The sequence below is a fragment of the Streptomyces chisholmiae genome, assembly GCF_031845445.1.
In the GTDB taxonomy this organism is placed as follows: Bacteria; Actinomycetota; Actinomycetes; order Streptomycetales; family Streptomycetaceae; genus Streptomyces; species Streptomyces chisholmiae.
Window position 1 is genome coordinate 187,519 of record NZ_JAVREO010000003.1, and the last position, 26,416, is coordinate 213,934.

A 26,416-nucleotide genomic window follows, 5' to 3' on the forward strand; every position below is an offset into this window, starting at 1 on the left:
GCTCGAGGGTACTTCCTCCGCCAGCGCGTCCAGCGGTGGGTGGGCCAGTGTGCAGGCCTACTCCTGGTGCCCGGGGGCAACCCGCTCCAGATGTGAGGTGTTACCCTGAGATATTACCCTGAGTAGCCTTCAGGGTGTATTTTTGTGATGCTGTCTCGGGGGAGGCGTGATGCGAGCGTTTGACTGGTCGCCGGTAGACATGGATCGGGATCCAACACCGGGCGACCCGGACGAGGTTCGTGAGCTGGCAGATGACCTCCAGCATTTCGCTGATGATGTCGGTGAGGCGTTGGGGAAGATCCGTGGCATGGCGGGTGAGCGTGCCATGTTGGACTGGGCTGGTCTGTCAGCAGACGCTTTCCGACGGGAGTTCGACGGCGTCCCTGACAATCTCACGAAGCTCGAAGACTCCTACTCCCTGTGCGCTCAAGCCCTCCACACCTACTGGCCCAAGCTCCAGACGGCGCAGGGCATGGCCGATCGGGCGCTGGACCGCGCCATCGCCGCTCAGACGGACCTGGTAGCGGCCCAGTCCGCGCTTGGGGACGCCACCGACTGGGTCGGTCGCGCCGCTGAGGAGAGCGAGCGCCTGCAACGCGGGGGCGAACGGGACAACGTCGAGCCGCCCGATGAGCACACCGTCCGCGCCGCCGCCCGCGATCAACAGGCCGCCGAGACGGCGGCCAGCGCCGCTCAGGGCCGGGTCGACAGCGCTGAGGAGCGTCTCTCGGCGGCACGTCAACTCGCCCTGGAAGCTCAAGAGATGCGTGAGGAAGCTGCTCGCGAGTGCGCCCGTGACATCGGCGAGGCTTCTGACGCCGGCATCCAGAACCGGCGTTGGTGGGAGAAGGCCATCGACTGGGTGACCGACAACTGGGACACCCTCGTCGAGATCTGCAAGGTCGTCGTGGCAGTTCTCGGTGTGGTCGTGTTGATCATCGGTGGCCCGCTGACCTGGGTGGTCCTCGCGGCGGCGGTGGTAGTCCTTGCCGACACCCTCATCAAGTACGCACGAGGAGAAGTCGGGCTCCTCGATGTCGCTTTCGCGGCCCTGGACTGCATTCCGGGTGGCCGCGGCATTACCACCGCCGCCGGTCTGGCTGCCGGGATGCGCAACATGGGCCGGTCGATCCGCAACATCGGGCGCGGCGGGCTGCGTGGGGCGGATGACGTGCCGGTTCCACATGATGTGCCGCCAAGCGGGAGGTGCGTCAACGGGCATCCGGTGGACATGGTTTCCGGTGAGATGATCACGCAGGAGACCGACGTGATCCTGCCTGGCGTGCTGCCGGTGGTCCTGCGGCGCACCTACCTTTCGACCTACCAGTGGGGCCGATTCTTCGGTGCTTCGTGGGCCTCGACGTTGGATGAGCGGCTGGAGATTGACGAGGAGGGTGTCCGGTTCGCCACCGAGGACGGCATGATTCTGGTCTATCCCATACCTCGGCCCGGCCGTCCTACGCTGCCTACGTCGAATTCGCGCCGGCCGCTCACCTGGTCCGGCCGGGTCGGTGACCGAATGCTCATCACTGATCCCGACAGCGGCTGGACCCGGCACTTCGCGCCTATGGCCCGGGCGCCACAGGGCACCTCGGCGTTCACCCTCTACCTGGTGGAGATCACCGACCGAAACGGCAACAGGGTCAGCATCGACCGCGACGAAGCGGGCCTGCCCCAGGCCGTGCGTCACGCGGCTTATCACATCGACGTCGACATCCGCAGCGACCGAATACTCCGACTGCGGCTGAGGGATGCCTCGGGAGAGTACGACGGAACCGAGTTGCGGCGTTACGCGTACACCGTCGACGGCCTCTTGCGAGAGGACTACAACTCCTCCGGGATACCCACGGTCTTCGACTACGACGAGCGGGCTCGGATTATCTGCCACACGGACCGGAACGGGCACTGGTACCGGTTCGCCTACGACGACCAGAGCCGCTGCGTCGTCGGGGAGGGGGAAGAAGGCGTGCTGAGCTGCGTCATCACCTATGACTCGGCCCAGCGCAGTACCCGTTACACCGACTCCAGAGGGCACACCCGGACGTACCGGCACGACGACCGCTTCCGGCTTGTCGAGGTCATCGACCCGCTGGGCGGCGTTGTGCGCAACACCTTTGACGAGGCGGGACGGCTGGTCGCCCGGACTGATCCGCTGGGCCATACGCGGCGTCAGGACCATGACGACGAGGGCAACCTCGTTGCCATCCAGACCCCAGACGGCAACGTCACCAGGGCCGCCTACAACGAGCGGCACCAAGTGGTACAGGCCGTGATGCCGGACGGTCGGGTCTGGCGGCACGACTATGACGATTCCGGGAACCACGTCTTCACCCGGGACCCGTCGGGGACGGAAACGCGTTACGCGTATGACGCTACAGGAGCTCTTGTCGGTGTGACCGATGCCGCCGGAAGGACCAGCCGGGCGCGTGCCAATGCCGCGGGTCTCCCTGTGCGGTTCACCGATGCCCGGGGGGCGGTCAGCGGCATCGTGCGTGATGCGTTCGGCAGGGTCACCTGCTTCACCGACCCGCTCGGTCACACGACGCGGTTCGGCTGGACCGTCGAGGGCAAGATCGCCTGGCGTCAGGACCAAACAGGAAACCGCGAGACCTGGGAATGGGATGGTGAGGGAAACCTCGTCTCGCACACCGACCGCGCGGGGAGTCGGACGCGCTATGCCGTTGGCCCCTTTGGCCAGGTGACGTCGCAAACGAAGGACAGCGACAGCGGATACGCCTTCGCCTACGACACCGAGCTCAACCTGCTGCGCGTGACGAACCCCGCTGGCCAGGTGTGGACATACACCTACGATGCCGCGAATCGAGTGGCCTCCGAGACCGACTTCGGTGGTCGCGCGCTCAACTATGAGGTGGACGCGGCCGGCGGGCTGGTTTCGCGCACCAACGGGGCCGATGAGCGGATTCTCTTCTGCCGCGACGAGCTCGGTCGGACAGTGGAGATGTACCACGACGGTGTGACTGCCTACTTCACCTACGACTCGTCCGGGAACATCGTGCGGGAGGCCAACTCAGAAGTGGTCGTCGAGCGGGAGTACAGCCCGGTCGGCCTGCTCCTGTCCGAGGCCGTCAACGGCCGGAGGACCACTTTCACCTACGATGCGCTCGGTAGGCGCACCGGGCGCCGCACCCCCAGCGGCATCGAGTCGACCTGGACGTATGACGCCTCCGGATCCCCCCTCACGCTGATAACAGCGGGGCACCGCATCGATTTCGAATTCGACCACGCCCTCCGGGAGCGCGTGCGCCGGCTCCCGGGAGGTGCCCAGCTCACCCAATCGTGGAATGAGGCAGGGCTGCTTGTTGAACAACGGCTAGCCCGGGCCACCGAGCAGGCCGAGGAGGCGCTGCTGGAGCACCGTACCTACGCCTACCGGCCCGACGGTGTCTTGACGGCCATCGACGAACTCACCTCGGGTACGCGCCGATTCGACCTGGACACGCACGGCCGCGTGACAGCTGTGAACGGACGGAACTGGACGGAGACATACGCCTACGACGCCATCGGCAACATCAGTGCGGCGACGACTCCAGGCACCGGCGACGAACGGGCTGAGCGCACGCATAGGGGCACCCGGATCACCCACAGTGGCCGTACTCGGTACGAGCGCGATCCCGAAGGACGTGTCGTTCGCATCGTGCACCGGCTGCTCAACGGCCAGAAGCGGCAGCGCGGGTTCAGCTGGGACAGCCAGAGTCGGCTCGTCGGGGCAACGACTCCTGAGGGTATTCGTTGGCGCTATGTCTACGATCCCGCTGGCCGCCGGGTGGCGAAGCAGCGCCTCGACAGCCGTGGCGGCGTCGCAGACCAGACGCTGTTCGTCTGGGACGGTGCACGTCTGATCGAGCAGATCACCGACGGAGGGCACGCGACTTCCTGGGACTATGCGCCCGGAAGTCACCGCCCGCTCGCCCAGGTCGATCGCACCGACATCGATGTACGTTTCCACGCCATCGTCGCGGACCTGTCCGGCGCACCGACGGAGTTGGTATCAGCCGAAGGGAACATCGCATGGCGACACCGGACCACACTGTGGGGAATCCCCCTGCCTGGCCGAGCGCACGACGAGACATCGGTGCCCGCCACCGGAGGAGTGGAATGCCCCCTACGCTTCCCCGGGCAGTACGCCGACGCTGAGACGGGCTGGCACTACAACTACCAGCGCTACTACGACCCGCAGGTCGGACAGTACGCCACTGCCGACCCGCTCGGGCTCGCGCCGGGACCGCACGACTCGGGGTACGTGCCCAACCCCTACAGCGCTTCCGACCCGCTGGGACTCGCCTGGCAGGACCCGAACAACGGCATGCGGTTCGGCCGTGACCCTAGCCTCCCGCCCCCAGCCGAAGGCGGTCGCGAGTTCACCCGTGGCAACCAGTACCCTTCCGAATACTGGCAAGGAACACACGACTACATGACCGCCAACTATACCGACGAGGGCAGGGCCGCAGGAGGCACGCCGCTCGACAGCGACGGCAACCGTATCCCCCGGGATCAACTAACCTGGCGCGACGGCGCGAACAATGTGATCTGGGACCCTCATGCGAACAATCCGAAGCCGTTCAGTCGGACAGTGACGTACGAACACCTCGACCCAGTGGTCGAACATTGGAACAACACAGGAAGGTTCTCCGATCGGGCCACTCGGAACAGCTTCTACAACCACACGGAACGGATCGAACCAATGGACTGGAGTCAGAACTCGGCCGGTGGAGGCAGAATGACAACCGAGTACATCCAGGAGACCGGACCGGGCTACTCGTGTTCCTGACCAAGGAGATCTCATGAATATCCGGGAGGCCGTCACCGGATTCCCTGCCGTGGCGGAACTTGAGGGCCTCGAAGACGCCTGGCGCTGGTCGCCGGCGCCCGGCATCGACTTCGCCGGCACACTCTCCGCCGACGGAAACAGGTTGATCCAGACCAGCAGCCGTGACTCCTACGAGCAGGACCTCGCGGTAGCGATCCTGCGGTTCGCCCAAGAACGGGAGGAGGAGATCTTCGCACGAAACCCGAACCTGGGGTCCGTCGCAGGGTTCACCGCGCCGAACGGGGCGCCTTTCGACGCTGTCGCCGGTGTGGCACCGGCCGTTCACCGGTTCTACGCGGTGGAGTTGCCGGAGCTGACGCCGCTGGTTCGCGTCGTCTTCCCGGCCTACGTGTGCGAGTTCTCCGGCGGTGAGACCCTGGCGGAATCGATCACGCGCTACCAGATGCTCCAGGCTGTCCGATGGAAGCGCGGTCCCGTCCCCTTCCTCAAAATGCGGTTCGCGAATACCAGGACGTTGGGCCGCAGTACGAACGAGGGACGTGGACTCGCCGAACCCGTCATCCTGGAACGCGAGCTGAGCCAGATGGCCGATGCCCCCGGAAGTTTCGTCGAATTCGAGAATCGACATGGGCAGGTGTGGCGTGTGGAATGGCACGGTACCTGGTACATCGCTGAATGGGACACCCAGGACGGCGCACCGTGGGAGACCACGCTCGACGCGCTTCTCGCCTTCGCTTCCGCCCGCCTGAACGAGTAGCCGTCAGGGCGGGGCGGTGCCCCAGCCGCCCGTGGCCGAAGGCAAGGTTGTCAGGGACTGGTGTCATCGACCGAGTTCGGTGAAGAACGCGATCGCCGCGTCCAGGTCGTCCACGACGATGGCGACGTTGTCCATCCGCTGAATAGCCATGCCGCCGAGCATAGGCAGCGCCCACCGACCCGCCCCGCCAAAAACACCGGCGCCCGGCGCGCCGCCGCTGCCTACACTGCCGCACATGGCATGCCGCATCACCGAGTTGGTCATCGACGCCGCCGACGCCGAGCGGCTCGCCGCGTTCTGGCGCGCGGTCCTCGACTACGTGGAGCTGGACCGCGAGCCGGACGGCAGCATCCAGCTCGGGCCCCGGGAGGGCTTCGGCGGCTCGCGGCCCACCCTGGTCATCAGTCCTACCGACGACCCGCGCGCCGGCAAGCTCCGGCTGCACTTCGACGTCAACCCCACCGACCACGACCAAGACGCCGAGCTGGCCCGCCTGCTCGCCCTCGGCGCGCGCCCCGTCGACATCGGCCAGACCGGCGAGGAGAGTTGGCACGTGCTGTCCGACCCGGAGGGCAACGAGTTCTGCCTGCTGCGCGCCAACGTCCGCCCCGCCTGAGGCGACCTCACCCCCGGGTCGTCCCCCTGACCAGCGCGTCCAGCAGGAGGTTGACCAGCGGGCTGGCCTGTTCCGGGGTACCCTGCCGCACCGCGTACGCGACGCCGCCCATCAGCAGCAGCACGTGCTCGGGATCGACATCGGCGCGCAGGCTGCCGTCCCGGGCGCCGGCCGCGAGGAGGGTGGCGACGGCGTCGGTCAGCAGCGCGCGGCTGTCGGAGTACGGGTCGACGCCCGCGGCGATCACCGCGTTGAGCGCCTCGGACATGCCGCTCTTGGCGGTGGCGTACCGAACGAAGTGGTCCATCCAGAGCCGGGTCGCCTCGGCCGCCGGGTGCGCGGCGAGCAGGTCGTCCGCCTTGGCGCACACCTGGGCGAGTTGACGCCGGTAGGCGGCGTCGATCAGCACCTCGCGCGTCGGGAAGTGCCGGTAGAGCGTGCCGACACCGACGCCCGCCCGCTTGGCGATGGCGGCCGGGGCGGCCTCCAGGCCCTGTTCGGCGAACATCCGCGCGGCGACCTCCAGCAGGCGCTCGCGGTTCTGTAGCGCGTCGCTCCTGGTGCGACGGGGGGTGGCGGGCACGCGGAATCCCTTGGGGTCGGCGGACGGTTGCTTTCCGGAACATGTTCCGCTTAACTTCAAGCGGAACGGATTCCGCTCACACTCTATGCCTGGAGCCCGCCATGCCAACCCTTGCCGACCAGGCCGAACGGCACTGGTTCATCACCGGAGCCGCCGGCGGCCTGGGCCGCCACCTCACCGCGCACGCCCTGCGCGAGGGCGACCGCGTCACCGCCACCGTCCGCCGCCCCGCGGCCCTGGACGACCTGCGCGAGACCCACGGCGACCGGCTCACCGTCGAGGTCCTCGACCTCACCCGGCCCGCCGACATCGACCGGGTGATCGGCGCGACGCTCCGCCGCCGGCCGGTCGACATCGTCGTCAACAACGCCGGCTACGCGGTCGTCGGCGCCGCCGAGGAAATGACCGCCCAGCAGGTCCGCGACCAGGTCGAGGTCCTGCTGCTGGCCCCGATGATGATCACCCGCGCCTTCCTGCGGCCGATGCGCGAGCAGGGCGGCGGCCGGATCATCCAGATCTCCAGCATGGGCGGCCAGATCGGCACCCCCACCCACAGCGCCTACCACGCGGGCAAGTGGGGCCTTGAGGGCTACACCGAGAGCGTCAGCCAGGAGGTCGCCGACTTCGACATCCACCTCACCCTCGTCCAACCCGGCGCCACCCGCACCGGTTTCGCCGCCGCCCTGCGGTACACGACCGAGACGGCCCCCTACCGCGACCACGTCGTCGGCCGGACCCGGCGTGCCCTGGCGGGCGCGGACGAGAGCCTCTTCACCGGCGACCCGGCGCGGCTCGCCGCCGCCGTTCACGCCACCACCCGGCAGCACCGGCCACCCCTGCGCCTGACCCTCGGCGCCGACACCTACCACGCCATCCACGCCGCCCTCACCGAGCGCCGCACCGCCCTCGAATCCCAACAACCCCTCGCCGCCTCCGTCGCCTTCCGGGACTGACACGGCCGGGCTGCCGGCCTGGCCCGGACCGGCCCGCGCACCGCACCCGGTCCCGTTGAGCAGCTCGGCGCCGCGGAAGACGGTGGTCGGGCGGTCCCCCGGCGGGTCCCGGCGTGCCGCCCCTGGCAAAGCGGCGCCGGCGGCGGTATCAACACCGGGACACCCGCAAGCGGCGAAGGCCGCCCGGAAGCCACCCGCACCGGCCCCGCCGGACCTCCCGACCCGAACGGCCCCGCCGGCCCGACTGGAAAGAGCCAACGCCCGCCATGTTCCGCAGCCCATCAGCCGCCCTGCTCGCCCGACTTGAGGAGGCGGCACCGGGCGCGGTCGCCGCCCGCGCGTCCGACCGGCTCGCCTTCGCCCACGACGCCTCGCACTACCTGCTGGTGCCGCAGGCCGTCGTCACCCCACGGGACCGGGAGCAGGTGGCGGCGCTGCTGCGCGCCGCCGCCGCGCACGACCTGGCGCTCACCTTCCGTTCGGGCGGCACCAGCCTCTCCGGCCAGGCCACCAACGACGGCGTGCTGGTCGACACCCGCCGCCACTTCCGGGCCGTCGAGGTGCTGGACGAAGGGGCCCGGGTGCGGGTCCAGCCCGGCGCGACGGTGCGCGCCGTCAACGCCCGGCTCGCCCGGTACGGCCGCAAGCTCGGGCCCGACCCGGCCAGCGAGTCGGCCTGCACCATCGGCGGCGTCGTCGCCAACAACTCCAGCGGCATGGCCTGCGGCACCGAGTTCAACACCTACCGCACCCTGGAGTCGGCGGTCCTCGTCCTGCCGAGCGGTCACGTCGTGGACACCGGCGCCCCGGACGCCGACGAGCGACTGCGGGCCGTGGCCCCCGCGTTGCACGCCGGGCTGGCCCGGCTCCGGGACCGGGTCCGCGCCAACCCCGCCTCGCTGGCCACCATCCGCCGGCTCTACGCCATCAAGAACACCATGGGCTACGGGCTCAACTCCCTGGTCGACCACACCCGTCCGGTCGACATCCTCGGCCACCTGGTGGTGGGCAGCGAGGGCACCCTGGCCTTCGTCGCCGAGGCGACCTTCCGCACCGTCCCGGCGCACCCGCACACCGCCACCGGGCTGCTGCTCTTCCCCGACCTGACGGCGGCCACCGGCGTCCTGCCCGAGCTGGTCGCCGCCGGCCTGGCCACCGTCGAACTCCTCGACGCCACCAGCCTGCGGGTCGCCCAGCGCGACGCCCGCGCCGCCGAGCCGCTGCGCCGGCTGGCCGTCGAGCGGCAGGCCGCGCTGCTGGTCGAGTACCAGGAGCCGACCGCCGAGGCGCTCGCCGACCGGGTCCGCGCCGGCACCGGCCTCTTCGCCACGCTCCCGCTGGAGGTGCCGGGCGTGCTCAGCGACGAGCCGGCCGCCCGGGCCGCGCTCTGGCACATCCGCAAGGGTCTCTACGCGGCCGTCGCCGGCGCCCGCCCGTCGGGCACCACCGCGCTGCTGGAGGACATCGCCGTCCCCGTCGATGGCCTGCTGCCCACCTGCGTCGCGCTCACCGAGCTGTTCCGCGCGCACGACTACACCGACAGCGTCATCTTCGGCCACGCCAAGGACGGCAACCTGCACTTCCTGCTCAACGAGTCCTTCGACCGCCCCGAACTGCGCGACCGCTACCTGGCGTTCACCGAGGACCTGGTCGACCTGGTGCTCGGCCAGGGCGGCACGCTGAAGGCCGAACACGGCACCGGCCGGATGATGGCGCCCTACCTGCGCCGCCAGTACGGCGACGAACTGTACGACGTGATGCGCGAGATCAAGCGGCTGGTCGACCCGCGCGGCCTGCTCAACCCGGGCGTGCTGCTCAACGACGACGAGGCCGCGCACGTCAGCCACCTCAAGTCCAGCCCCACCGTCGAGGAGGAGGTGGACCGGTGCGTGGAGTGCGGCTACTGCGAGCCGGTCTGCCCCAGCCAGGACCTGACCACCAGCCCCCGGCGGCGGATCGTGCTGCGCCGCGAGGCGGCCAGGGCCCGGGCCGCCGGCGACACCGAGCTGCTGGCCCAGCTGGAGCGGGAGTACCGGTACGACGCCGTCGAGACGTGCGCCGTGGACGGCATGTGCCGGACCGCCTGCCCGGTGCTGATCGACACCGGCGACCTCACCCGCCGGCTCCGTGCCGAGGGGCGGGGGCGCGCCGAGCGCGCCCTGTGGGCGACGGCCGCCCGGCACTGGGACGCCACCACCGTGGCGGGGGCCGCGGCGCTCACCGTGGGCCGCGCGCTGCCGAACGCGCTGCCGCGCGCCGCGACCGCCGCCGGCCGGGCGCTCCTCGGCCACGAGACGGTGCCCGCCTGGTCCCCCGACCTGCCCGCCGGCGGCAGCCGTCGCCGCCCCCGGCCGGCCGCCGCACCACGGGCCGTCTTCTTCCCGTCCTGCGTCACCACCCTCTTCGGCCCGGCCACGACCGAAACCGGCCCGGCCACGCCCGCGACCGGCGCGGCGGGCTCGGCGACCGGTCCGGCGGGCTCGGCGGGCTCGGCGACCGCGAAGGACACCACGACCGGGGGCGTCATCCCGGCGACCGGCCCGGCCGGGGCCACGGCCGAGGGGGACCCCCCTCGGCCCGCGCCCGCCGAGTCCGCCGCGCCCGCCCCCGGTGTGCGGGACGCGTTCCTCGCGCTCTGCGCCCGGGCCGGCGTCGAGGTTCGGGTGCCCGAGCGGATCGGCTCGCTCTGCTGCGGCACGCCCTGGAAGTCCAAGGGCCTGACGGCCGGCCACCAGGCGATGCGCGCCCGCGTGGTGCCGCTGCTGCTGCGGGCCAGCGACCAGGGGGCGCTGCCCGTGGTGGTCGACGCCGCCTCCTGCACCGAGGGCCTGGCCGGGCTGCTCGCCGACGCGGGCGTCCGGGTGATCGACGCGGTCGAGTTCGTCGACACCACCCTGCTGCCGCTGCTGCCCGCCGCCCGCCGGATTCCGTCGCTGGTCGTGCACCCGACCTGCTCCTCCACCCAACTCGGCCTCAACCCCGCCCTGTTCCGGGTGGCGGCGGCCGTCGCCGACGAGGTGATCGAGCCCGAGGAGTGGCGCTGCTGCGCCTTCGCCGGCGACCGCGGCCTGCTGCACCCGGAGCTGACCGCGTCGGCCACCGCCGCCGAGGCCCGCGCGGTGCGCCGGCACGCGGCGGCCGCGCACGCCTCGGTCAACCGCACCTGCGAACTCGGCATGACCCGGGCGACCGGGCACCCCTACCGGCACCTGCTGGAACTCCTCGACCAGGTGACCCGCCCCGCCCCCGGGGAGGGGGCGCCCCGGCGGCGGTGAGCCGCTGGTGGCGCGGGGCGGGTCGGCCGGCCGTCACCCGGTGGTGGCGAAGCGGTCCCACACCCGGTGGGCGCCCAGCAGTTCGACGACGCCGCGCAGCGCGCCCGGCCCGTCCTCGGCCAGGACCACGCCGGCCGCGTCCGCCGGCACGGCGGCCGCCGTGAACGCCGCCTCGGCGCCGGCCCAGCCGCCGAGTGCCTTCCCGTGCCGGTACGCCTCGGCCAGCAGCAGCCCGACCCGCGGGTCGGTGGCGCCGCCGGCGCCGGCCGCGGCCTTGGCGTCCCGGGCGCCGAAGGCGTCCTGGCCGGGGCCTGGGGTGCCGGCGACGAGGACGGCGTCGAACTCGACGGAGCGGGCGGTGACATAGGTCCGCTGGACGGTGACGGCGTCATCGCCGGCGCCCAGCACCCCGCCGGTGGGGGCGATCACCAGCGGGACCATGCCGGCGTCCAGCACCGCCTGCCGCACCGCGCGCACCCCGTCCAGGCCGGTCGTCCCGTCCGTGACGACGCCGACGATCCGGCCGTCCACCGGCCAGGTGCTCCCGAGCTGCGAGAGGGCCGGGCTGGGTGCCACCGGGGGCACCTCCTCGATGGGCTCGGGGGCGGGCAGGCCGAGCCCGGCCGCGACCCCCGCGCACAGCTCGCCGTCGATGGTGGCCAGCACCCGCAGCGCCCGCTCCTTGACGGACTGCTCGTAGCACTTGCCGAGTTCGAAGGTGTAGGCGCCGATGATGTGTTCGCGCTCCACCGGCGACATGCTGAGCCAGAACCGGCGGGGCTGGCTGAAGTGGTCGGCGAACGACTCGGGGGCCTCGCGCACCTTCCTCGCCGCCGGCAGCTGGACCGGCGTCTCCACGTACCCGCCGTCCGCCGCGCCGGTCTGGAACGGGCAGCCGCCGTCGAGCGAGTTGGGCCGGTAGGGGGCGACGCCCCGGTGCACGGCCGTCTGGTGCATGCCGTCGCGCAGCATGTCGTTGACCGGGGCGTGCGTCCGGTTGATGGGCAGCTGGCCGAAGTTGGGCCCGCCCAGCCGGCTGATCTGGGTGTCCAGGTAGGAGAAGAGCCGGCCGGCCAGCAGCGGGTCGTCGGTGATGTCGATGCCGGGCACGAGGTGCCCGACGTGGAAGGCGACCTGCTCGGTCTCGGCGAAGAAGTTCGACGGGTTGGCGTTCAGCGTCAGCAGGCCGATCGGCCGCACCGGGGCCAGCTCCTCGGGCACCAGGTTCGTCGGGTCCAGCAGGTCGATGCCCTCGAAGGTCTGCTCCGGGGTGTCGGGGAAGACCTGGATGCCCAGCTCCCACTGCGGGAAGGCGCCGGCCTCGATCGCGTCGGCCAGGTCCCGGCGGTGGAAGTCGGGGTCGACCCCGTTGATGAGCTGGGCCTCCTCCCAGACCAGCGAGTGCGTGCCAAGACGCGGCTTCCAGTGGAACTTCACCAGCGTGGTGGTGCCCTCGGCGTTGACCAGCCGGAAGGTGTGGACGCCGAAGCCCTCCATCATCCGGTAGGAGCGCGGGATGCCCCGGTCGGACATGTTCCACAGGGTGTGGTGGGTCGCCTCCTGGTGCAGCGTGACGAAGTCCCAGAACGTGTCGTGCGCGCTCTGGGCCTGGGGGATCTCCCGGTCCGGGTGCGGCTTGCCGGCGTGGATGACGTCCGGGAACTTGATCGCGTCCTGGATGAAGAAGACCGGCATGTTGTTCCCCACCAGGTCGAAGACGCCCTCCGAGGTGTAGAACTTGGTCGCGAAGCCCCGGGTGTCGCGCACGGTGTCCGAGGAGCCGCGCGAGCCCAGCACCGTGGAGAACCGGACGAACACCGGCGTCTCCACGTCCTTGGCGAGGAACGCCGCCTTGCTGACCTCCGTCGCCGTCCCGTACCCCTGGAAGACGCCGTGCGCCGCCGCGCCCCGGGCGTGCACCACCCGCTCGGGGATGCGTTCGTGGTCGAAGTGCATGACCTTCTCGCGCAGGTGGTGGTCCTGCAGCAGGACGGGCCCGCGGGGGCCGGCCTTGAGCGAGTGGTCGCTGTCGGGGAGCCGGGTGCCCTGGGCGTTCGTCAGCCGGCTGCCGCCCTGGGCGACCTCCGCCTGGTCGACGCCGGTGGCCTGCCCGGTGGGGGAGTAGGTGTCCGGGCCGCGCTGGTCCGGCTTGGGCGGCAGCGGGCCGCGGGGCTTGACCGGCTCGTCCACCGGGGGCGTCTCGGCGCCCGGCTTGCCGGGGATGCCCTCCTCCGGTCCGGTGTCCGGCCGCAGGGCCTCGCTGACCCGGTCGGCGGCGCGCTTGAGTGGGTTGCTCTCGTCCATCGTCGGTAGTTCCTCCGCGTCGGCCGGCCGTGGCCGGCACCTGGGGCCCTGAGGGTGTCCGATGCCCGGGCCCGCGAGCTCATCGGTAGGGCAAGTCGGATATTTCGCCCACCGGACGTCACCCTAGAGGCCGCGCCGCGGGGACCGGCGGCACCCGCGGACGTGAGTCGTCCGGGACCGGCGCCGGGCCGCGCCCACGGCGAAGCCCGCCCGGCGCTCGCCCGGGCGGGCTCGCCCTGCGGCCGGTCAGCCGCCCGTCGGCGCGGCTCCGCGGCGCGTCCCTGACCCGGTCGGTCATCGCGGCGAACGGCCCGACCGCCCACCGCACGACGGTCGAACCCGCCGTGCCGGGGTGCGGGCGGGTGGGCGCCATCCGCTCGGCCGTCAGCAGCCGGCGGGCCCATCGTGATCCACTCCTCCTGTCGGTGCCGCCCGGCCGGGTGCGGCCCCCCGAACTGGCGGAGCCGGGCGGGCACGACCGGGGCGGGCCGGGTTGCCCGCGCGCCGGGTCCGTCAACCGGCCGTCGCCCCCCCCACCGGCGCCGCGCGGCCAGGACCGGCCGACGCCGCCCCCGACCCCCGCGCCACGGTCGGTACCTACGGCCGGCGCAGCGTCCGGTCGGCGCGGCCGCCCGTTACCTCGGCCAGCGCCTCCCGCACCTCGGCGACCGAGATCCGGGCCAGCCGGGCATCCGGCGCCGCCCCGTGCGGGTCCCCCGGCCGGGCGCCGTCCGCCGGGTCCGGGTGCCACAGGGCGCGGTGCCGGCGGCCCGGCGGCGGACCCCACAGCGCGGGGGAGACCGGGCCGAAGAGCACCACCGACGGCGTGCCGTGCGCGGTCGCCAGATGGGCCACCCCGGTGTCGCCCACCACCACCGCGCTGGCCTCGGCGACCAGCGCGGACAGCGTGGGGAACGGCAGCCCGGCCAGCACCGCGCCCGCCGGCAGCCCGGCCAGCGCCGCCACCCGCTGGGCCAGCGGCTCCTCACCCGGCCCGGCCGTCACCACCACCCGCGTCCGGTCGCCCAACGAGCGGGCCACCGCGGCGAACCGCTCGGCCGGCCACCGCCGGGCGCCCGCGTCCGCCCCCGGGTGCACCACCACCGCCCCGGGCGCGGGGGAGGCCACCGCGGGTGCGGCGATCCCCAGCCGCGTCGGGTCGGCCGGCATCCCGTGCCGGCGCAGCAGCCGGCACCAGCGCTCCCGTTCGTGTTCCCGCTCCGCCCACTGGTCCGGCGGCAGCAGGGCGTACCCGATCGTCCGCGCGGGCCGCAGGGCCAGCAGCGGGCGCAGGCTCGCCGGGCCGTTGCCGTGCAGGTCGATGGCCAGCTCCGGGGCCGGTCCCCGCCACGGGACGCGGGCCGGCACCTCCCGGCCCGGCGCGACGGTCGGCACCAGCTCGTCGACGCAGTCCAGCGCCGCCACCGCCCCGGCCAGCGACTCCGGGGCGGCCAGCAGCAGCCGGTGCGCGGGGAACGAGCGCCGCACCGCCCGCAGCGCGGGCACCGCCGTCAGCAGGTCCCCGAGCCCCAGGGCCCGCAGCACCAGCACCCGGCTCACGACGCGGCGCGCGCGGCCCGGTGGGCGATGGCCGTGGTGGAGTGCCCGTCCAGGTAGGGCAGCACCAGCGCCTGCCCGTTCCACTCCCGCAACTGGGCCGCCTCCGGCAGGTCGCGGACGCTGTAGTCGCCGCCCTTGACCCAGATGTCGGGGCGCAGCAGCCGCAGCAGGGCCTGCGGGGTGTCCTCGGTGAACTCCGCGACCGCGTCCACACAGCCCAGCCCCTCCAGCACCCGGATCCGGTCGGCCGCCGGGTTCAGCGGCCGGCCGGCGCCCTTCAGCCGGCGCACCGAGGCGTCCGAGTTCACGCAGACGATCAGCAGGTCGCCGGTGCGCCTGGCGTTCTCCAGGAACCGCACGTGGCCCGCGTGCAGCAGGTCGAAGCAGCCGCCGGCCGCCACCACCGTGCCGCCGCCGGCCCGGACCGAGTCGGCGAGCGCGGTGATGTCGGCCAGCCGGCGGGGCTTGGCCGGGGGCACCGCGGCGACCCGGACCGGCCGCTTAGGCTCGCCGCACCAGGCCCGCCGGTCCGCCCGCCCGGTGGCGACGAACGCCGAGGCCGCCTCGGTGGCCAGGTCCACCGCCTCGGTCGGCAGCCCGCCGTCCGCCAGCACCGTGGTGGCGGTCGCGGCGAAGCAGTCGCCGGCCCCGCACGGGTCCCCGTCGCTGCCCGCGGTGACCGGGATGTACAGCGGGTCGTCGCACTCGGCGCGGGCCAGCACGGCACCGCGCGCGCCGAGGGTGACCGCCACCGACAGCGCGGCCCAGCGTTCGGCCAGCAGCGTCCCGCGCAGGCTGTGTGCCCGCAGTGAGTCGTCGTCCTCGGCCACCGCGGTGGCCGCCCCGGCGCAGTGCTCGCGGACGAACCAGCGGGCCTCCCGCTCGTTCGGGGTGACCAGGCGCGCCCCCGGCACCGGCCGGTCCCCCCGGGGGTGGGGGTCCCACACCACGGGGAGCCGGCGGGCGGCGCCGGCCAGCGGCTCCCGCACGGCGGTGGCCGTGCCCTGGCCGTAGTCGGCCACCAGGATGGAGCCGGCCGCCGCCAGCGCCTCCAGCACCTCGGGGCCGGGCGCCCCCGGCGTGCCGCCACCCCGGTCCATCCGCATCAGCGGCCGGTCGCCGGCCAGCACCCGGGACTTGACGGGCAGGCTGCCGGCCAGCGGCAGCTCCGCCAGCCGCACCCCGGGCGGCAGCATCGCCCGGACCGTCTCGCTGGCCTCGTCGGAGCCGAGCGCCGTCACCAGGATCACCTCGCGGCCGTCCCGGGCGGCGAGCGCGGCGGCCAGCCCGGCGCCCCCGGGCCGGCACCGCTCGGCCGCCACCTCCACCACCGGCACCGGCGCGTCCGGCGCGAGCCGGTTGGCCTCCCCGGAGATGTCCTGGTCCAGCAGCAGGTCACCGACCACGACGACCGGGCGCCGGCCGGTCACGCGGCCTTCCCCGACAGCACCGCGGCCCCGGCCGCGCGGTCGGCCGCGTCGAGCGCCTCGTCGAACGCCTCGCACACCACGTGCAGCGCCACCAGGTGGACCTCCTGCACGGTCGCCGTGGACGGGGAGCGCACCGCGACCGTCGAGTCCGCCCGGCCGGCCAGCGGGTTGGGGGCCGGGCCGGTCATCGCCCACACCCCCAGCCCGGCGGCCCGCGCCGCGCGTGCCGCGGCCAGCAGGTTGTCGCTGCTGCCCGAGGTGGAGAGCAGCAGCAGCACGTCGCCGGCCCGGCCGTGGGCGGCGACCTGGCGGGCGAAGACCTCGTCGAACCCGTAGTCGTTGCCGATCGCGGTGACCGCCGAGGTCTCCGCGTGCAGCGCGATGGCCGAGTAGGGGGCGCGCTCCCGCCGGTAGCGGCCGACGAACTCGGCCGTCAGGTGCTGCGCCTGCGCCGCGCTGCCGCCGTTGCCGGCCACCAGCAGCCGGCCGCCGGTCGGCAGCAGCGCCGCCAGCCGGCGGCCCCAGGCGACCGCCTGGGCCAGCCCGGCCCGCCGGTCGTCGTGGAAGTGGGTCAGGGCCTCCTGCAGGGACGCGCAGTGCTGCCGCGCGGTGGGGGGTGCGTCCACGTGTCTGTCTCCTTGTCGTCCCGTCGTCGGTCCCGTGGTCGTGCGGTGGTCTCGCGGTGGTCGGTCCCGGGCTCCCGGGCCGGGTGGGTGGCCGCTTCGTCGGTCGCCGGCGGGTCAGCCCGCGCCGCTGACCGGTGCCGGGCAGCGGGCGCGCAGCCCCAGGTAGAGCTGCTCGGTGGCGGCCGCCACCGAGGCCCAGCGGTAGCGGGTGAGCACCCGCCGCCGGCCGGCCGCGCCGCAGGCCGCCCGTTCCGCCGGGTCGGCGAGCAGCGCGGCCACCGCGTCGGCCAGCGCCTTCGGGTCGCCCGGCGGGACCAGCCGACCGGTCGCCGGGTCGGCGACCGAGTCGCGCTGCCCGCCGACCGCGCTGGCGACCACGGGCACCCCGCAGGCCATCGCCTCCAGCGGCACGATGCCGAACGGCTCGTAGTCCGCCGGGCACAGCACCAGGTCGGCGCCCCGCATCAGCCGGGGCACCGCCGAGCGGGGCACCGAGCCGGTGAACCGCACCCGGTCGGCGACGCCCAGCCGCCGGGCGGCCCGCCGCAGCCGGGTCGCCTCCGGATCGACGGCCAGCTCCTCGCTCGGCGGGCCGCCGGCGATCACCAGCTCGGTGTCCGGCAGCCGGGCCAGCGCCGCCAGCGAGATCTCCGCGCCCTTGCGCGGCACCAGCCGGCCCAGGTGCAGCAGCCGGTGCCGCCAGGGGCCCCGGGGCAGCCGGTCCCCCTCGGGGGTGAAGACGTCCGGGTCGACCCCGCAGGGCACCACCCGCACCCGATCCGGCGGGACGCCCAGCGCGGTCAGCTCGGCCACCTCGTCCCGGCAGGTCGCCACCGTCAGGTCGCAACTGCCGCCGAGGTGCCGCTCCCAGTCGACGCGGCTGGCCGGGCTGGTGTCGGCGGCGCCCTGGTGGCGCCGCTTGACGACGCCGAGGGCGTGGAAGGTGTGCACCAGCGGCACGCCCAGCGCCCGGGCCGGGGTGAGCGCGGCCAGCCCGGACATCCAGAAGTGCGAGTGCGCCACGTCGGGCTGGTCACGGGCCCAGTCCCGCTCCAGGTAGGCCGCGAACTCCCCCATGTACGGCAGCAGTTCGTCCTTCGGTACGGCCCGGGCCGGGCCGGCGGGCACGTGCCGGACGGTCAGGCCCGGCCGGGGGCTGACCGCCTCCGGCAGCCCGGGGGAGTCCCGCCGGGTGTACACCGTCACCCGGTGGCCCAGGTCGGTGAGTTCCCCGGCCAGCTGTGCCACGTGGACGTTCTGCCCGCCGGCGTCCACGCCGCCGAGCGCGACCAGGGGGCTCGCGTGCTCCGAGACCAGGGCGAGGGTGAGCCCGTCTCGCGGGTCGCCGTGCGGCATCACCGGACCGCCTCCTCCATCAGCCGGTCCCAGTCGGCCAGGAACCGTTTCAGCCCGTAGCGGCGCAGCGCCGCCTGGCGGGCCGCCTCGCCGGCCGCCCGGGCCGCGTCCGGGTCGGCCACGTAGCGGGCCGCCGCCTCCCGCAGCACCTCGGGCCGGGTGGACAGCACGCCCGCCTCGGGCGGCACCGCCTCCACCGCCTCCGTGGTGGCCAGCGCCACCACCGGCATCCCCAGGTGCATCGCCTCGATCAGGGACAGCCCCAGCGAGGTCCAGCGCACCGGGTGGGCGTAGACCCGGCGGCGGGCCAGCTCCTCGTGCAGCCGCTCCTGCGGCAGCTCCCAGCTCCGGCAGCGCCCGGCCGGCAGCCCCAGCGCCTCGGCCAGCCCCGCGGTGCCCATGCCGAACACGTCGAGACCGACCGCCTCGGCCAGCCCCGGCAGCAGGTCGGTGCCGGTGGTCCGGCCGCGCCGCAGCGGCTCGTTGACGACGACGGCGGCCCGGGGCAGCTCGCCGGTCCAGCGGTGGCCCGGGTCCACCACGCCGTGCTCCACCACGGCGGTCGGCGCCCGCCCGTTGTCCCAGAACAGCCGGTTGAAGTGGGTGACGTGGACCAGCAGCAGGTCGTCGCGGTCGGCGCACGGGTGCCGGGTGCGCGGCACGTCCCCCTCCGGCGCGTTGTGCTCCAGGTAGACCGCCGGCACGTCCCGGCCGGGCCGCCGGCCGCCCAGCCAGCGGGCGGCCAGCTCGGCCTCGTGCGGGCGTTGCAGCACGACCAGGTCGACGGGCTCCTCCCGCAGCCGCTCCGGCTCCAGCTCCACCACGGACTCCGGCCAGGCGAAGGTGCGCGCCCGTCCCAGCCCGTCCGGCCCCCGGTCGGGCAGCACCGGGACGAGGTAGGTGTGGGAGCCCTGGACGAACGCCGTCGTCCACGACCCGTGCACGTGCCACAGCAGGATGTTCACGCGTGGGCCTTTCGTCCGATGTGGTCGCAGGGAGGGCCACCGACCAGCAGCCGGTCCACGGCCGCCAGCACCTCCTCGTCGGTGATCGAGTCCAGGCACGGGTGGCCCGCCACCGGGCACTCCCGGGCCCGGCTGCCGGCGCACGGCGCGTCCTGCCGGCCGAGCAGCAGGTGCGGCACCCGGTACGGCAGCCACCGGTTGGCCCGGACGACGGGCGCGAAGAGGCTGATCACGGGGGTGCGGACGGCCGCCGCGAGGTGCGCGGGGCCGGTGTTGCCGGCGATCACCGCCCGGGCCCCGGCCAGCACCCCGGCCAGCTCGGCCAGCCCGGTCCGGCCGCCTAGGTCCAGCGCGTGCCGGCCGGCGACCCGGCGGGTCAGCTCCGCCTCGCCCGGCCCGCCGGTCACCACCACCCGGTGCCCGGCCGCGGCCAGCGCCGCCACCGCCCGGACGGCCCGCTCGGCGCTCCACGTCCGGCTCGGCACCGCCGCTCCCGGGTGCACCACCAGGTAGGGTCCCGGGCCGGTCAGCGCGGCCGTGTCCGGCGGCCGGCGCACCCGCAGCTCGCCGAAGTCGCCGTCGGGCAGCGCGAAGCCGGCCGCCCTGGCCAGGTCGACGGCGGCGGCGGCCTCGTGCCGGTGCGGGTCCCGCTGGTGGCGCAGCTGGAGCAGCGAGCCCGGGTAGTGCTCGCTGTCGGCGCCGATCCAGGGCACCCCGGCCAGCTTCAGCAGCAGCGCCGCCGGCAGCGGGCTCTGGTGCTGGGAGGCGAGGATCAGGGCCCGGTCGTAGCCGCCGGCCGCCACCCGGTCGACCAGGTCGGCGACCCGCGTCCGGTCCAGGTCGGGGGCGGCCAGGCTGACCCAGGGCGCGTCGTAGACGAGGAACCGGTCGACGCCGGGCAGCAGCCGGGCGGCGGCCTCGCCCAGCGGCCCGCAGAGCATCGTCACCTCGCTGGAGCCGGCGGCCACCGCCCGGACGGCGGGGCCGGCCAGCAGCACGTCGCCCGCGCTGTCCAGCCGGACCACCAGCGAGCGTGGCGCCGGCCGGGCGGGGCGGTCGTACCGCCCGTGCTGGTCACCGTGTCCGCGCTGGCCGCCGCGCGGCCGACCGGTCACCGCCGGCCTCCGGCCAGGCGCGGGGCGCCCTCCAGCAGCGTCCGCACCGCGGTCAGCAGGTCGGGGGCCCGTTCCTCGGCGGCGGCGACCTCCTCGGGGCGGGTGGCCGGTGTCGGCACCAGCACCCCCCGGGCGCCCGCCGCGCGGGCGGCGGCCAGGTCGCCGCCGATGTCGCCGATCACGGCCGCGCGGTGCGGCGGGACGCCCAGTCGGGCGCAGGCCGCGAGGACCAGGCCGGGCGCCGGCTTCCGGCAGCCGCAGCCGTCGCCGGGGCCGTGCGGGCAGACCGCCCACACCCCGAACGCGCCCAGCTCCGCCTCGATACGGGCCCGCACCGCCGCCAGCCCGGCCCGGTCGACGCGGCCGAGGGCCACCCCCGACTGGTTGCTGACCACGCCGGTGGCGACGCCCTCGGCCCGCAGCAGCGCCAACGCCTCGCGCGCGCCGGGCAGCACCACGACCCGCTCCGGGTCCCCGTTGTAGGGCACGTCCTCGACGAGGGTCCCGTCCCGGTCGAAGAGGACGGCGGCCGGGCCGTGCTGCCGCCGGACCACGCCACGGGGTGGTGTGGCGCCGGGCGGGAAGAGCCACGGCGTCAGGGGCCGGGCCGCGGGGCGGTCAGTCATGTGCCCCAGAGTTTCCTGATATGTCCGATTCAAACACGGTGTGGGGCGGGACCGAACGGTGTCGGACCACGCCCCGCAGCCAGTGCCCCACCGCGGCCGGCGGGATCGCGGCGCTGGTCAGCGCCATCCGCCCCAGCTCGTCGAGCGTGCGCGGACCGGGCCTGATCCGGGCGGTGGCGAACTCCGCCGTGGCCGCCAGCCACAGCGCCGCACAGCCCACCGCGACCCGCCGCCGCCGCGCCGTCAGCGCCAGCAGGGCGCCCGCCGCCGCGGCGGTGGTCGCCAGGTGGGCGGGGAACCGGCCGCGCGGCGCCTCGGCCCGCGCCCGCCAGTCCCGCCCGTGCAGCCGGCCCATCAGCACGTCGTCCGCGTTGCCCGCCTGGGTGCGCAGCGACACCCAGAAGCCGGCCGGCCGCACCGGGTGCGTGGTGCGCCGCTCGCCGACCGTCAGCCGCCAGCCCGCGGTCGTCACCCGCAGCGCCAGGTCCGCGTCCTCCCGGAACGCGCGGGGGAACCGCTCGTCGAAGCCGCCGACCGCGGCCAGCGCCGCCCGGCGGTAGGCCAGGTCCGCGGTGATCCAGCGCGCCGACGCCAGCCCCGCCGTGGTCCGCTCCCAGTCCGTGGGACGCCCCGGGGGAGCCGGCACGTCGATCCGCCCCTGCACGCCGCCCGTCCCCGGGGCACTGGCCGCCAGGTCGGCCGCCAGCGCGGCCCGCCAGTCGGGGCCGGGCACCACGTCGTCGTCGAGGAACGCGATCCACGGCTCCGTCGCCCGCCGCCAGCCGGTGTTCCGGGCCGCGGCCGGCCCCCGGGCGCGGCCGCGCACGATCTCCGTGACCGCGCGGAGCGCGGCCGGCACGGCGACCGCCAGCGGTTCCGGGTCGGCCGGCCGGTCGTCGACCAGCACCACCCGCGCCGGCAGCGGCCCCGCCCCGTCGGCCAGCGCGGCCAGGGTGGACACCAGCGACGGCCGGCCCAGCGTCGGGATCACCACGGCGTACGCGAACGGCTCCTCGCTCACCTGCCACCTCCGGGGGCTCGTCCGTCGGCGCCGCCCCGGGGGGCCCGGGGCGGCCGTTGGCGCCGGGCCGGTCAGTCGCCCCGGCCGGCGAAGAAGTCCCGCCGCCGGACCAGGAAGGGCCCCAGCGCCAGGACGTCGACCGGGGAGGAGCCGAAGCACTCCAGGGCGTCCCTGGGGTCGTCCACCATCGGCCGCCCGGCGGTGTTCAGGCTCGTGTTGACCACCACCGGCAGCCCGGTGGCCCGCTCGAACGCGGTCAGCATCCGCGCCACCAGCGGCTCCGCCTCCGGGTCCACCGTCTGCACCCGCGCGGTGCCGTCCACGTGCACCACGGCCGGGATCCGCTCCCGCCACTGGGGCCGCACCCCGTGCACGAAGAGCATGTACGGGCTGGGCAGCGGACCGTCGAAGATCTCCGCGGCCCGGTCCGCCAGCACCATCGGCGCCACCGGACGGAACTGCTCGCGGCCCTTGATGTCGTTCAGCCGCTCCAGGTTCCCCGACGGGCCGGGGTGCGCCAGCAGGGAACGGTGCCCCAGCGCCCGCGGCCCGAACTCCGAGCGGCCCTGGAACCACGCCACCACGGCGTTCTCCGCCAGCGCCCGGGCCACCTCGACCGCCACGTCCGCCGGCCGCTCGAACGGCACGGCGGCCGTCTTCAACCAGCCCTCCAGCTCGGCATCCGACCAGCCACGCCCCAGGTCGGCGCCCGGCATCGCGGCCGGCGCCGCCGGCTCCACCTCCGCCGCGTGCAGCAGGGCCGCGCCCAGCGCCGTGCCCGCGTCCCCCGCGGCCGGCTGCACCCAGATCCGCCGGAACGGCCCCTCCGCCGCCAGCCGCGAGTTGGCCACGCAGTTCAGCGCCACACCGCCGGCCATGGTCAGCACCTCGTCATGGGTCCGGCCGTGCAGCCAGCGCACCAGGTCCAGCAGCGTCTCCTCCAGGCAGGCCTGCGCGCCGGCCGCCAGATCGGCCTGGTCCGGCGTCCAGCCCTGCCCCGGGCGGCGCGCCGGGCACAGCTGTGACCACGGCACCCCGGCCGCCCGGAATCCGCCGTCCCCGGTCGGGTGCACATACCGCCGCAGCTCCGGCAGGAACCGCCCCGGGTCGCCGTAGGAGGCCAGCGCCATCACCTTGTACTCGTCGCTGGACCGCAGGAAGCCCAGGTGCTCCGTCAGCTCCTCGTAGACCAGCCCCAGCGAGTGCGGCAGCTCCTGCCCGAACAGCGGCTCCAGCCGCGCCCCGTCCCGCCGCCCGGCCAGGTGCGAGGTGGCCTCGCCCCGCCCGTCCAGCACCAGCACCGAGGAACGCTCCGCCGCCGGCGCCGCGAACGCCGATGAGGCGGCGTGCGCCAGGTGGTGCGGGACGAACCGCACCTGCTCGGGGGAGAGGCCGGGCAGCGCCTCGCAGAGGAAGTTCGGCGCCTCCCTGGCGTAGGTCTGCCGCAGGTGGTCCCAGGGGTCGTCCAGCCCCAGCTGGTCGGCCGGCCGGGCCAGCCCGGGGTCGAACGAGTAGGTGACCGCGTCCAGGTCCTGCGGGCGGAGCCCGGCCTGGCCCAGGCACCAGGCGGCGGCCATCCGCGGCAGCTCCCAGGCGGAGAACGGCAGCGGCCGCTTGCCGTGTTTGCGCCGGGAGAACCGCTCCTCCTCGGCCGCGGCGACGGTCCGCCCGTCGATCACCAGGGCCGCCGCCGGGTCGTGGAAGAGGGCGTTGACGCCGAGTACGCGCATGGGACCTCCGTCAGGTGGGCCGGGAGCGGGGTGAGCCCGGCGCTCAGCCGGCCGGGCGGTGGTCGCGGAACCAGGCGATGGTGCGGGCCAGCCCCTCGTCCGCCTCGACCACCGGCTGCCACTGGAGCTTGCCGCGGGCCAGCGTGATGTCCGGCCGGCGCACCATCGGGTCGTCGGCCGGCCGGTCGACGAGGCGCACGGTGGACGGCGAGCCGGTCAGCCTGATCACCGTCTCCGCCAGCTCCCGCATGCTGATCTCGTCCGGGTTGCCGATGTTGACCGGCCCGCGCAGGTCGGAGGCGGCCATCGCCAGCACCCCGGCGACCGTGTCCGAGACGTAGGCCAGGGAACGCGTCTGGCCGCCGTCGCCGGTCACCGTCAGCGGCTCGCCGGCCAGCGCCTGCCGGATGAACGTCGGCACGGCGCGGCCGTCGTGGCCGCGCATCCGGGGCCCGTAGGTGTTGAACAGCCGGACGATGCCGGTGTCCGTGCCGTTGACCTCGGCCTCGGCCACCGTCATGGCCTCGCCGAACCGCTTCGCCTCGTCGTACACGCCGCGCGGCCCCACCGGGTTCACGTTGCCCCAGTAGTTCTCCTGCTGCGGGTGTTCCAGCGGGTCGCCGTAGACCTCGGAGGTGGAGGCCAGCACGAAGCGGGCGCCGTGCTCGCGGGCCAGCGCCAGCGCGTTGCGGGTGCCCAGGCTGCCCGTCTCCAGGGTGTGCAGGGGCAGCCGCAGGTAGTCGGCCGGGGACGCCGGGGAGGCGAAGTGCAGGACGAGGTCGACGTCGTGCGTCACCTCGAAGGGCTCGTTGACGTTCGCGCGCACCAGGGTGAGCCCGGGCCGGTCCGACAGCAGCGTCACGTGCTCCGGGGGCGCCGTGGACAGGTCGTCGACGCAGGTGACCTCCGTGTCCTGGGCGAGCAGCGCGTCGCACAGGTGGGAGCCGAGAAAGCCGGCGCCTCCGGTGACGACGGCGTGCCGAAACGGCCTGCCATCCATGTCCACTCCTCTCGCCCCGACGCTCACCCCCGACCCGTCACCCCGACCGCGATCCCAGGTACCCCGGACGGACCAGGGCAAACCGGACGCACCGCCCGCGACGGCCCGGCATGACCCCCCGGAAGGCCGTGTGAGCAAGCCCACCCGGCCCCCGACACCCCGCGCTGACACGGCCGGGGCCGGCCCGCGGCCCGGGCGGAACGATCTTGGTCTTCTCAACGGCCGACCCGTCTGCCACGGTGGAGCGCGCCACGCACGGGCGCCGCGGCCCGTCCTCCCCCTCACCCGCCTCGACACGGGGCACCGGGAATCCTCATGCCTGTCATCCGTCGCCCCCGGGGGCGCAACCCCTGGCGTTCCCTGCGGTACCGCAGCATGCGCTGGTGGTCCGCCGCCAACCTCGTCTCCAACGCCGGCACCTGGATGCAGCTCACCGTCCAGAACCTGCTGGTGCTCCAGGTCACCGGCTCCGCCGCGATGACCGGCCTCAGCCTGGCCGTGCAGGCCGGCCCCGGCCTGCTGCTCGGGCTCGCCGGCGGCGCCGCCGTGGACGCCTGGCCCCGCAAGCTGACCGCCGCCGTCAGCCAGGTGGCCCTCGGCCTGGTCGCCTTCACCACCGCCGCCCTGGTCGCCCTCGACGCCCTCAACGTGCCCACCCTCCTGCTGCTGGCCGCCGTCACCGGCGTGATCAGCACCGTGGACGGGCCGGCCACCGCCCTGCTCGGCAACGACCTGGTGCCGCGCCGCGACGTGCCGTCCGCCATCGCCCTGGGCTCCGCCGTGCACAGCGTCGGCCGGCTGGCCGGCACCGCGCTCGCCGGCGGCGCGGTGCTGCTCTTCGGCACCGCGTCCGCCTTCGTCGCCAACGGCCTGTCCTTCGTCCTCGTGGCCGCGGTCATCCCCTTCCTCCGGCTCGTCGACCGGGCCACCGACGACTCCACCGAGGGCCTCGGCCAGCCGGCGCCGGCGCCGGCCACCACCGTGCCGGCCACCCCCGTCGACGACGGCGCCCGCGCCGGACTGCGCTTCTTCCTGGCCCGGCCGCAGCTGATGCTGCTCGCCGCCATCACGGCGCTCAGCTCCATCTTCGGCCGCAACTACGCCCTGACCCTGGCCGTCCTCGTCACCGGTCCGCTGGCCGCCGGACCCGGCGGCTTCAGCACCGTCTCCACCGCGCTCGCGGTCGGCGGCATCGCCGGCGCGCTGCTCGCCGGCGTGCTCCAGCGCCCCTCGGTGCGGCTGGTCGCCGCCATGTCGGCGATCGGCGCGGTGCTCCAGATCGCCACCGGCCTCACCCCCACGCTCGGCCTGCTGATCCTGCTGGTGATCCCGATGGCCGTCGTCGAGTCGGTCGCCGACACCGCCGGCACCACCGTGCTCCAGACCGACCCGCCCCCCGCCATGCGCGGCCGGGTGCTGGGCGTCTGGCGCAGCCTGAGCACCGGCTGGGGGCTGGTCGGTCCGCCCGCCATGGGCCTGCTGATGGAACTCGCCGGCGCCCGGACGGCACTCGTCATCGGCGGCCTGCTGGTGGCCGTCCCCGCCGCCGCCGGCCTGCTCGTGCACGCCCGCCGGGGCCGCGCCACCGCACCGGCCGGCGCACCGGCCGGCGCGACCCCGGACGCCGCCGCGCCGGCGCCCGTCCCGGCCGCGCGCGCCGAGCCCGAGCTGGTGCCGGCCGGCTGACCGGCGGCCCCGGCCGGCCCGCGC

18 protein-coding genes and 1 pseudogene are annotated in these 26,416 nt (G+C 74.7%); 6 read left to right on the forward strand and 13 right to left on the reverse strand.

Annotated features, from left to right (window positions below; genetic code table 11):
• Positions 1 to 169: 169 nt before the first annotated feature.
• Together RM844_RS05920 and RM844_RS05925 are read left to right on the forward strand one after the other, a co-directional pair.
• The gene (locus RM844_RS05920; protein WP_311665570.1) at positions 170 to 4,789 is read left to right on the forward strand and encodes a DUF6531 domain-containing protein; all 4,620 of its coding nucleotides are present in this window, start codon (positions 170 to 172) and stop codon (positions 4,787 to 4,789) included.
• A 13-nt stretch (positions 4,790 to 4,802) separates the two neighbouring features.
• A complete protein-coding gene (locus RM844_RS05925; RefSeq protein ID WP_311665573.1) occupies positions 4,803 to 5,546 on the forward strand; it encodes a hypothetical protein in 744 nt (247 codons plus the stop codon).
• A 69-nt stretch (positions 5,547 to 5,615) separates the two neighbouring features.
• Here the strand turns inward: RM844_RS05925 and RM844_RS05930 are convergent.
• A pseudogene (locus RM844_RS05930) lies at positions 5,616 to 5,696 on the reverse strand (VOC family protein); the annotation flags it as partial.
• Between the two features lie 85 nt (positions 5,697 to 5,781).
• On the opposite strand from RM844_RS05930, the gene RM844_RS05935 reads away from it, so the two are divergent.
• On the forward strand, positions 5,782 to 6,162 hold the full coding sequence (locus RM844_RS05935; RefSeq protein WP_311665575.1) for a VOC family protein: 381 nt from the start codon (positions 5,782 to 5,784) through the stop codon (positions 6,160 to 6,162).
• A gap of 7 nt (positions 6,163 to 6,169) precedes the next feature.
• On the opposite strand, the gene RM844_RS05940 is transcribed toward RM844_RS05935, so the two are convergent.
• A complete protein-coding gene (locus RM844_RS05940; RefSeq protein ID WP_311665577.1) occupies positions 6,170 to 6,745 on the reverse strand; it encodes a TetR/AcrR family transcriptional regulator in 576 nt (191 codons plus the stop codon).
• A gap of 101 nt (positions 6,746 to 6,846) precedes the next feature.
• Between RM844_RS05940 and RM844_RS05945 the strand changes: the two genes are divergently transcribed.
• Positions 6,847 to 7,698 (forward strand): SDR family oxidoreductase, encoded by an 852-nt coding sequence (locus RM844_RS05945; RefSeq protein ID WP_311665579.1) that lies wholly within the window; start codon positions 6,847 to 6,849, stop codon positions 7,696 to 7,698.
• A gap of 266 nt (positions 7,699 to 7,964) precedes the next feature.
• A complete protein-coding gene (locus RM844_RS05950; RefSeq protein ID WP_311665581.1) occupies positions 7,965 to 10,973 on the forward strand; it encodes an FAD-binding and (Fe-S)-binding domain-containing protein in 3,009 nt (1,002 codons plus the stop codon).
• A 33-nt stretch (positions 10,974 to 11,006) separates the two neighbouring features.
• Here RM844_RS05950 and RM844_RS05955 read toward each other — a convergent pair whose 3' ends face one another.
• The 11 genes from RM844_RS05955 to RM844_RS06005 all read right to left on the reverse strand — a co-directional run bounded on the left by RM844_RS05955 (position 11,007) and on the right by RM844_RS06005 (position 24,706).
• On the reverse strand, positions 11,007 to 13,277 hold the full coding sequence (locus RM844_RS05955) for a catalase (RefSeq protein ID WP_311665583.1): 2,271 nt from the start codon (positions 13,275 to 13,277) through the stop codon (positions 11,007 to 11,009).
• Between the two features lie 597 nt (positions 13,278 to 13,874).
• The gene (locus RM844_RS05960; protein WP_311665585.1) at positions 13,875 to 14,837 is read right to left on the reverse strand and encodes a glycosyltransferase family 9 protein; all 963 of its coding nucleotides are present in this window, start codon (positions 14,835 to 14,837) and stop codon (positions 13,875 to 13,877) included.
• A complete protein-coding gene (locus RM844_RS05965; protein ID WP_311665587.1) occupies positions 14,834 to 16,267 on the reverse strand; it encodes a PfkB family carbohydrate kinase in 1,434 nt (477 codons plus the stop codon). The genes RM844_RS05960 and RM844_RS05965 overlap by 4 nt, the downstream gene beginning before the upstream one ends.
• Positions 16,264 to 16,893 (reverse strand): D-sedoheptulose-7-phosphate isomerase, encoded by a 630-nt coding sequence (locus tag RM844_RS05970; protein ID WP_311665589.1) that lies wholly within the window; start codon positions 16,891 to 16,893, stop codon positions 16,264 to 16,266. Before RM844_RS05970 ends, RM844_RS05965 begins: the two co-directional genes overlap by 4 nt.
• A gap of 114 nt (positions 16,894 to 17,007) precedes the next feature.
• Complete coding sequence (locus RM844_RS05975) at positions 17,008 to 18,249, reverse strand: glycosyltransferase (RefSeq protein WP_311665591.1); 1,242 nt, start codon at positions 18,247 to 18,249, stop codon at positions 17,008 to 17,010.
• Entirely contained in the window at positions 18,249 to 19,214 is a 966-nt protein-coding gene (locus RM844_RS05980) for a glycosyltransferase (protein WP_311665593.1), read from the reverse strand. The genes RM844_RS05975 and RM844_RS05980 overlap by 1 nt, the downstream gene beginning before the upstream one ends.
• On the reverse strand, positions 19,211 to 20,239 hold the full coding sequence (locus RM844_RS05985; RefSeq protein WP_394814455.1) for a glycosyltransferase family 9 protein: 1,029 nt from the start codon (positions 20,237 to 20,239) through the stop codon (positions 19,211 to 19,213). The genes RM844_RS05980 and RM844_RS05985 overlap by 4 nt, the downstream gene beginning before the upstream one ends.
• Before the next feature lie 86 nt (positions 20,240 to 20,325).
• The gene (locus tag RM844_RS05990) at positions 20,326 to 20,955 is read right to left on the reverse strand and encodes a D-glycero-alpha-D-manno-heptose-1,7-bisphosphate 7-phosphatase (RefSeq protein ID WP_311665595.1); all 630 of its coding nucleotides are present in this window, start codon (positions 20,953 to 20,955) and stop codon (positions 20,326 to 20,328) included.
• Entirely contained in the window at positions 20,948 to 21,976 is a 1,029-nt protein-coding gene (locus RM844_RS05995; protein WP_311665597.1) for a glycosyltransferase family 2 protein, read from the reverse strand. Before RM844_RS05995 ends, RM844_RS05990 begins: the two co-directional genes overlap by 8 nt.
• 71 nt (positions 21,977 to 22,047) lie before the next feature.
• Positions 22,048 to 23,706, reverse strand: a complete 1,659-nt coding sequence (locus RM844_RS06000) for a carbamoyltransferase family protein (RefSeq protein WP_311665599.1) — start codon at positions 23,704 to 23,706, stop codon at positions 22,048 to 22,050.
• Positions 23,707 to 23,749: 43 nt separating this feature from the next.
• On the reverse strand, positions 23,750 to 24,706 hold the full coding sequence (locus RM844_RS06005) for an NAD-dependent epimerase/dehydratase family protein (protein ID WP_311665601.1): 957 nt from the start codon (positions 24,704 to 24,706) through the stop codon (positions 23,750 to 23,752).
• 315 nt (positions 24,707 to 25,021) lie between these two features.
• On the opposite strand from RM844_RS06005, the gene RM844_RS06010 reads away from it, so the two are divergent.
• Positions 25,022 to 26,392 (forward strand): MFS transporter, encoded by a 1,371-nt coding sequence (locus RM844_RS06010; RefSeq protein ID WP_311665602.1) that lies wholly within the window; start codon positions 25,022 to 25,024, stop codon positions 26,390 to 26,392.
• Positions 26,393 to 26,416 lie beyond the last annotated feature (24 nt).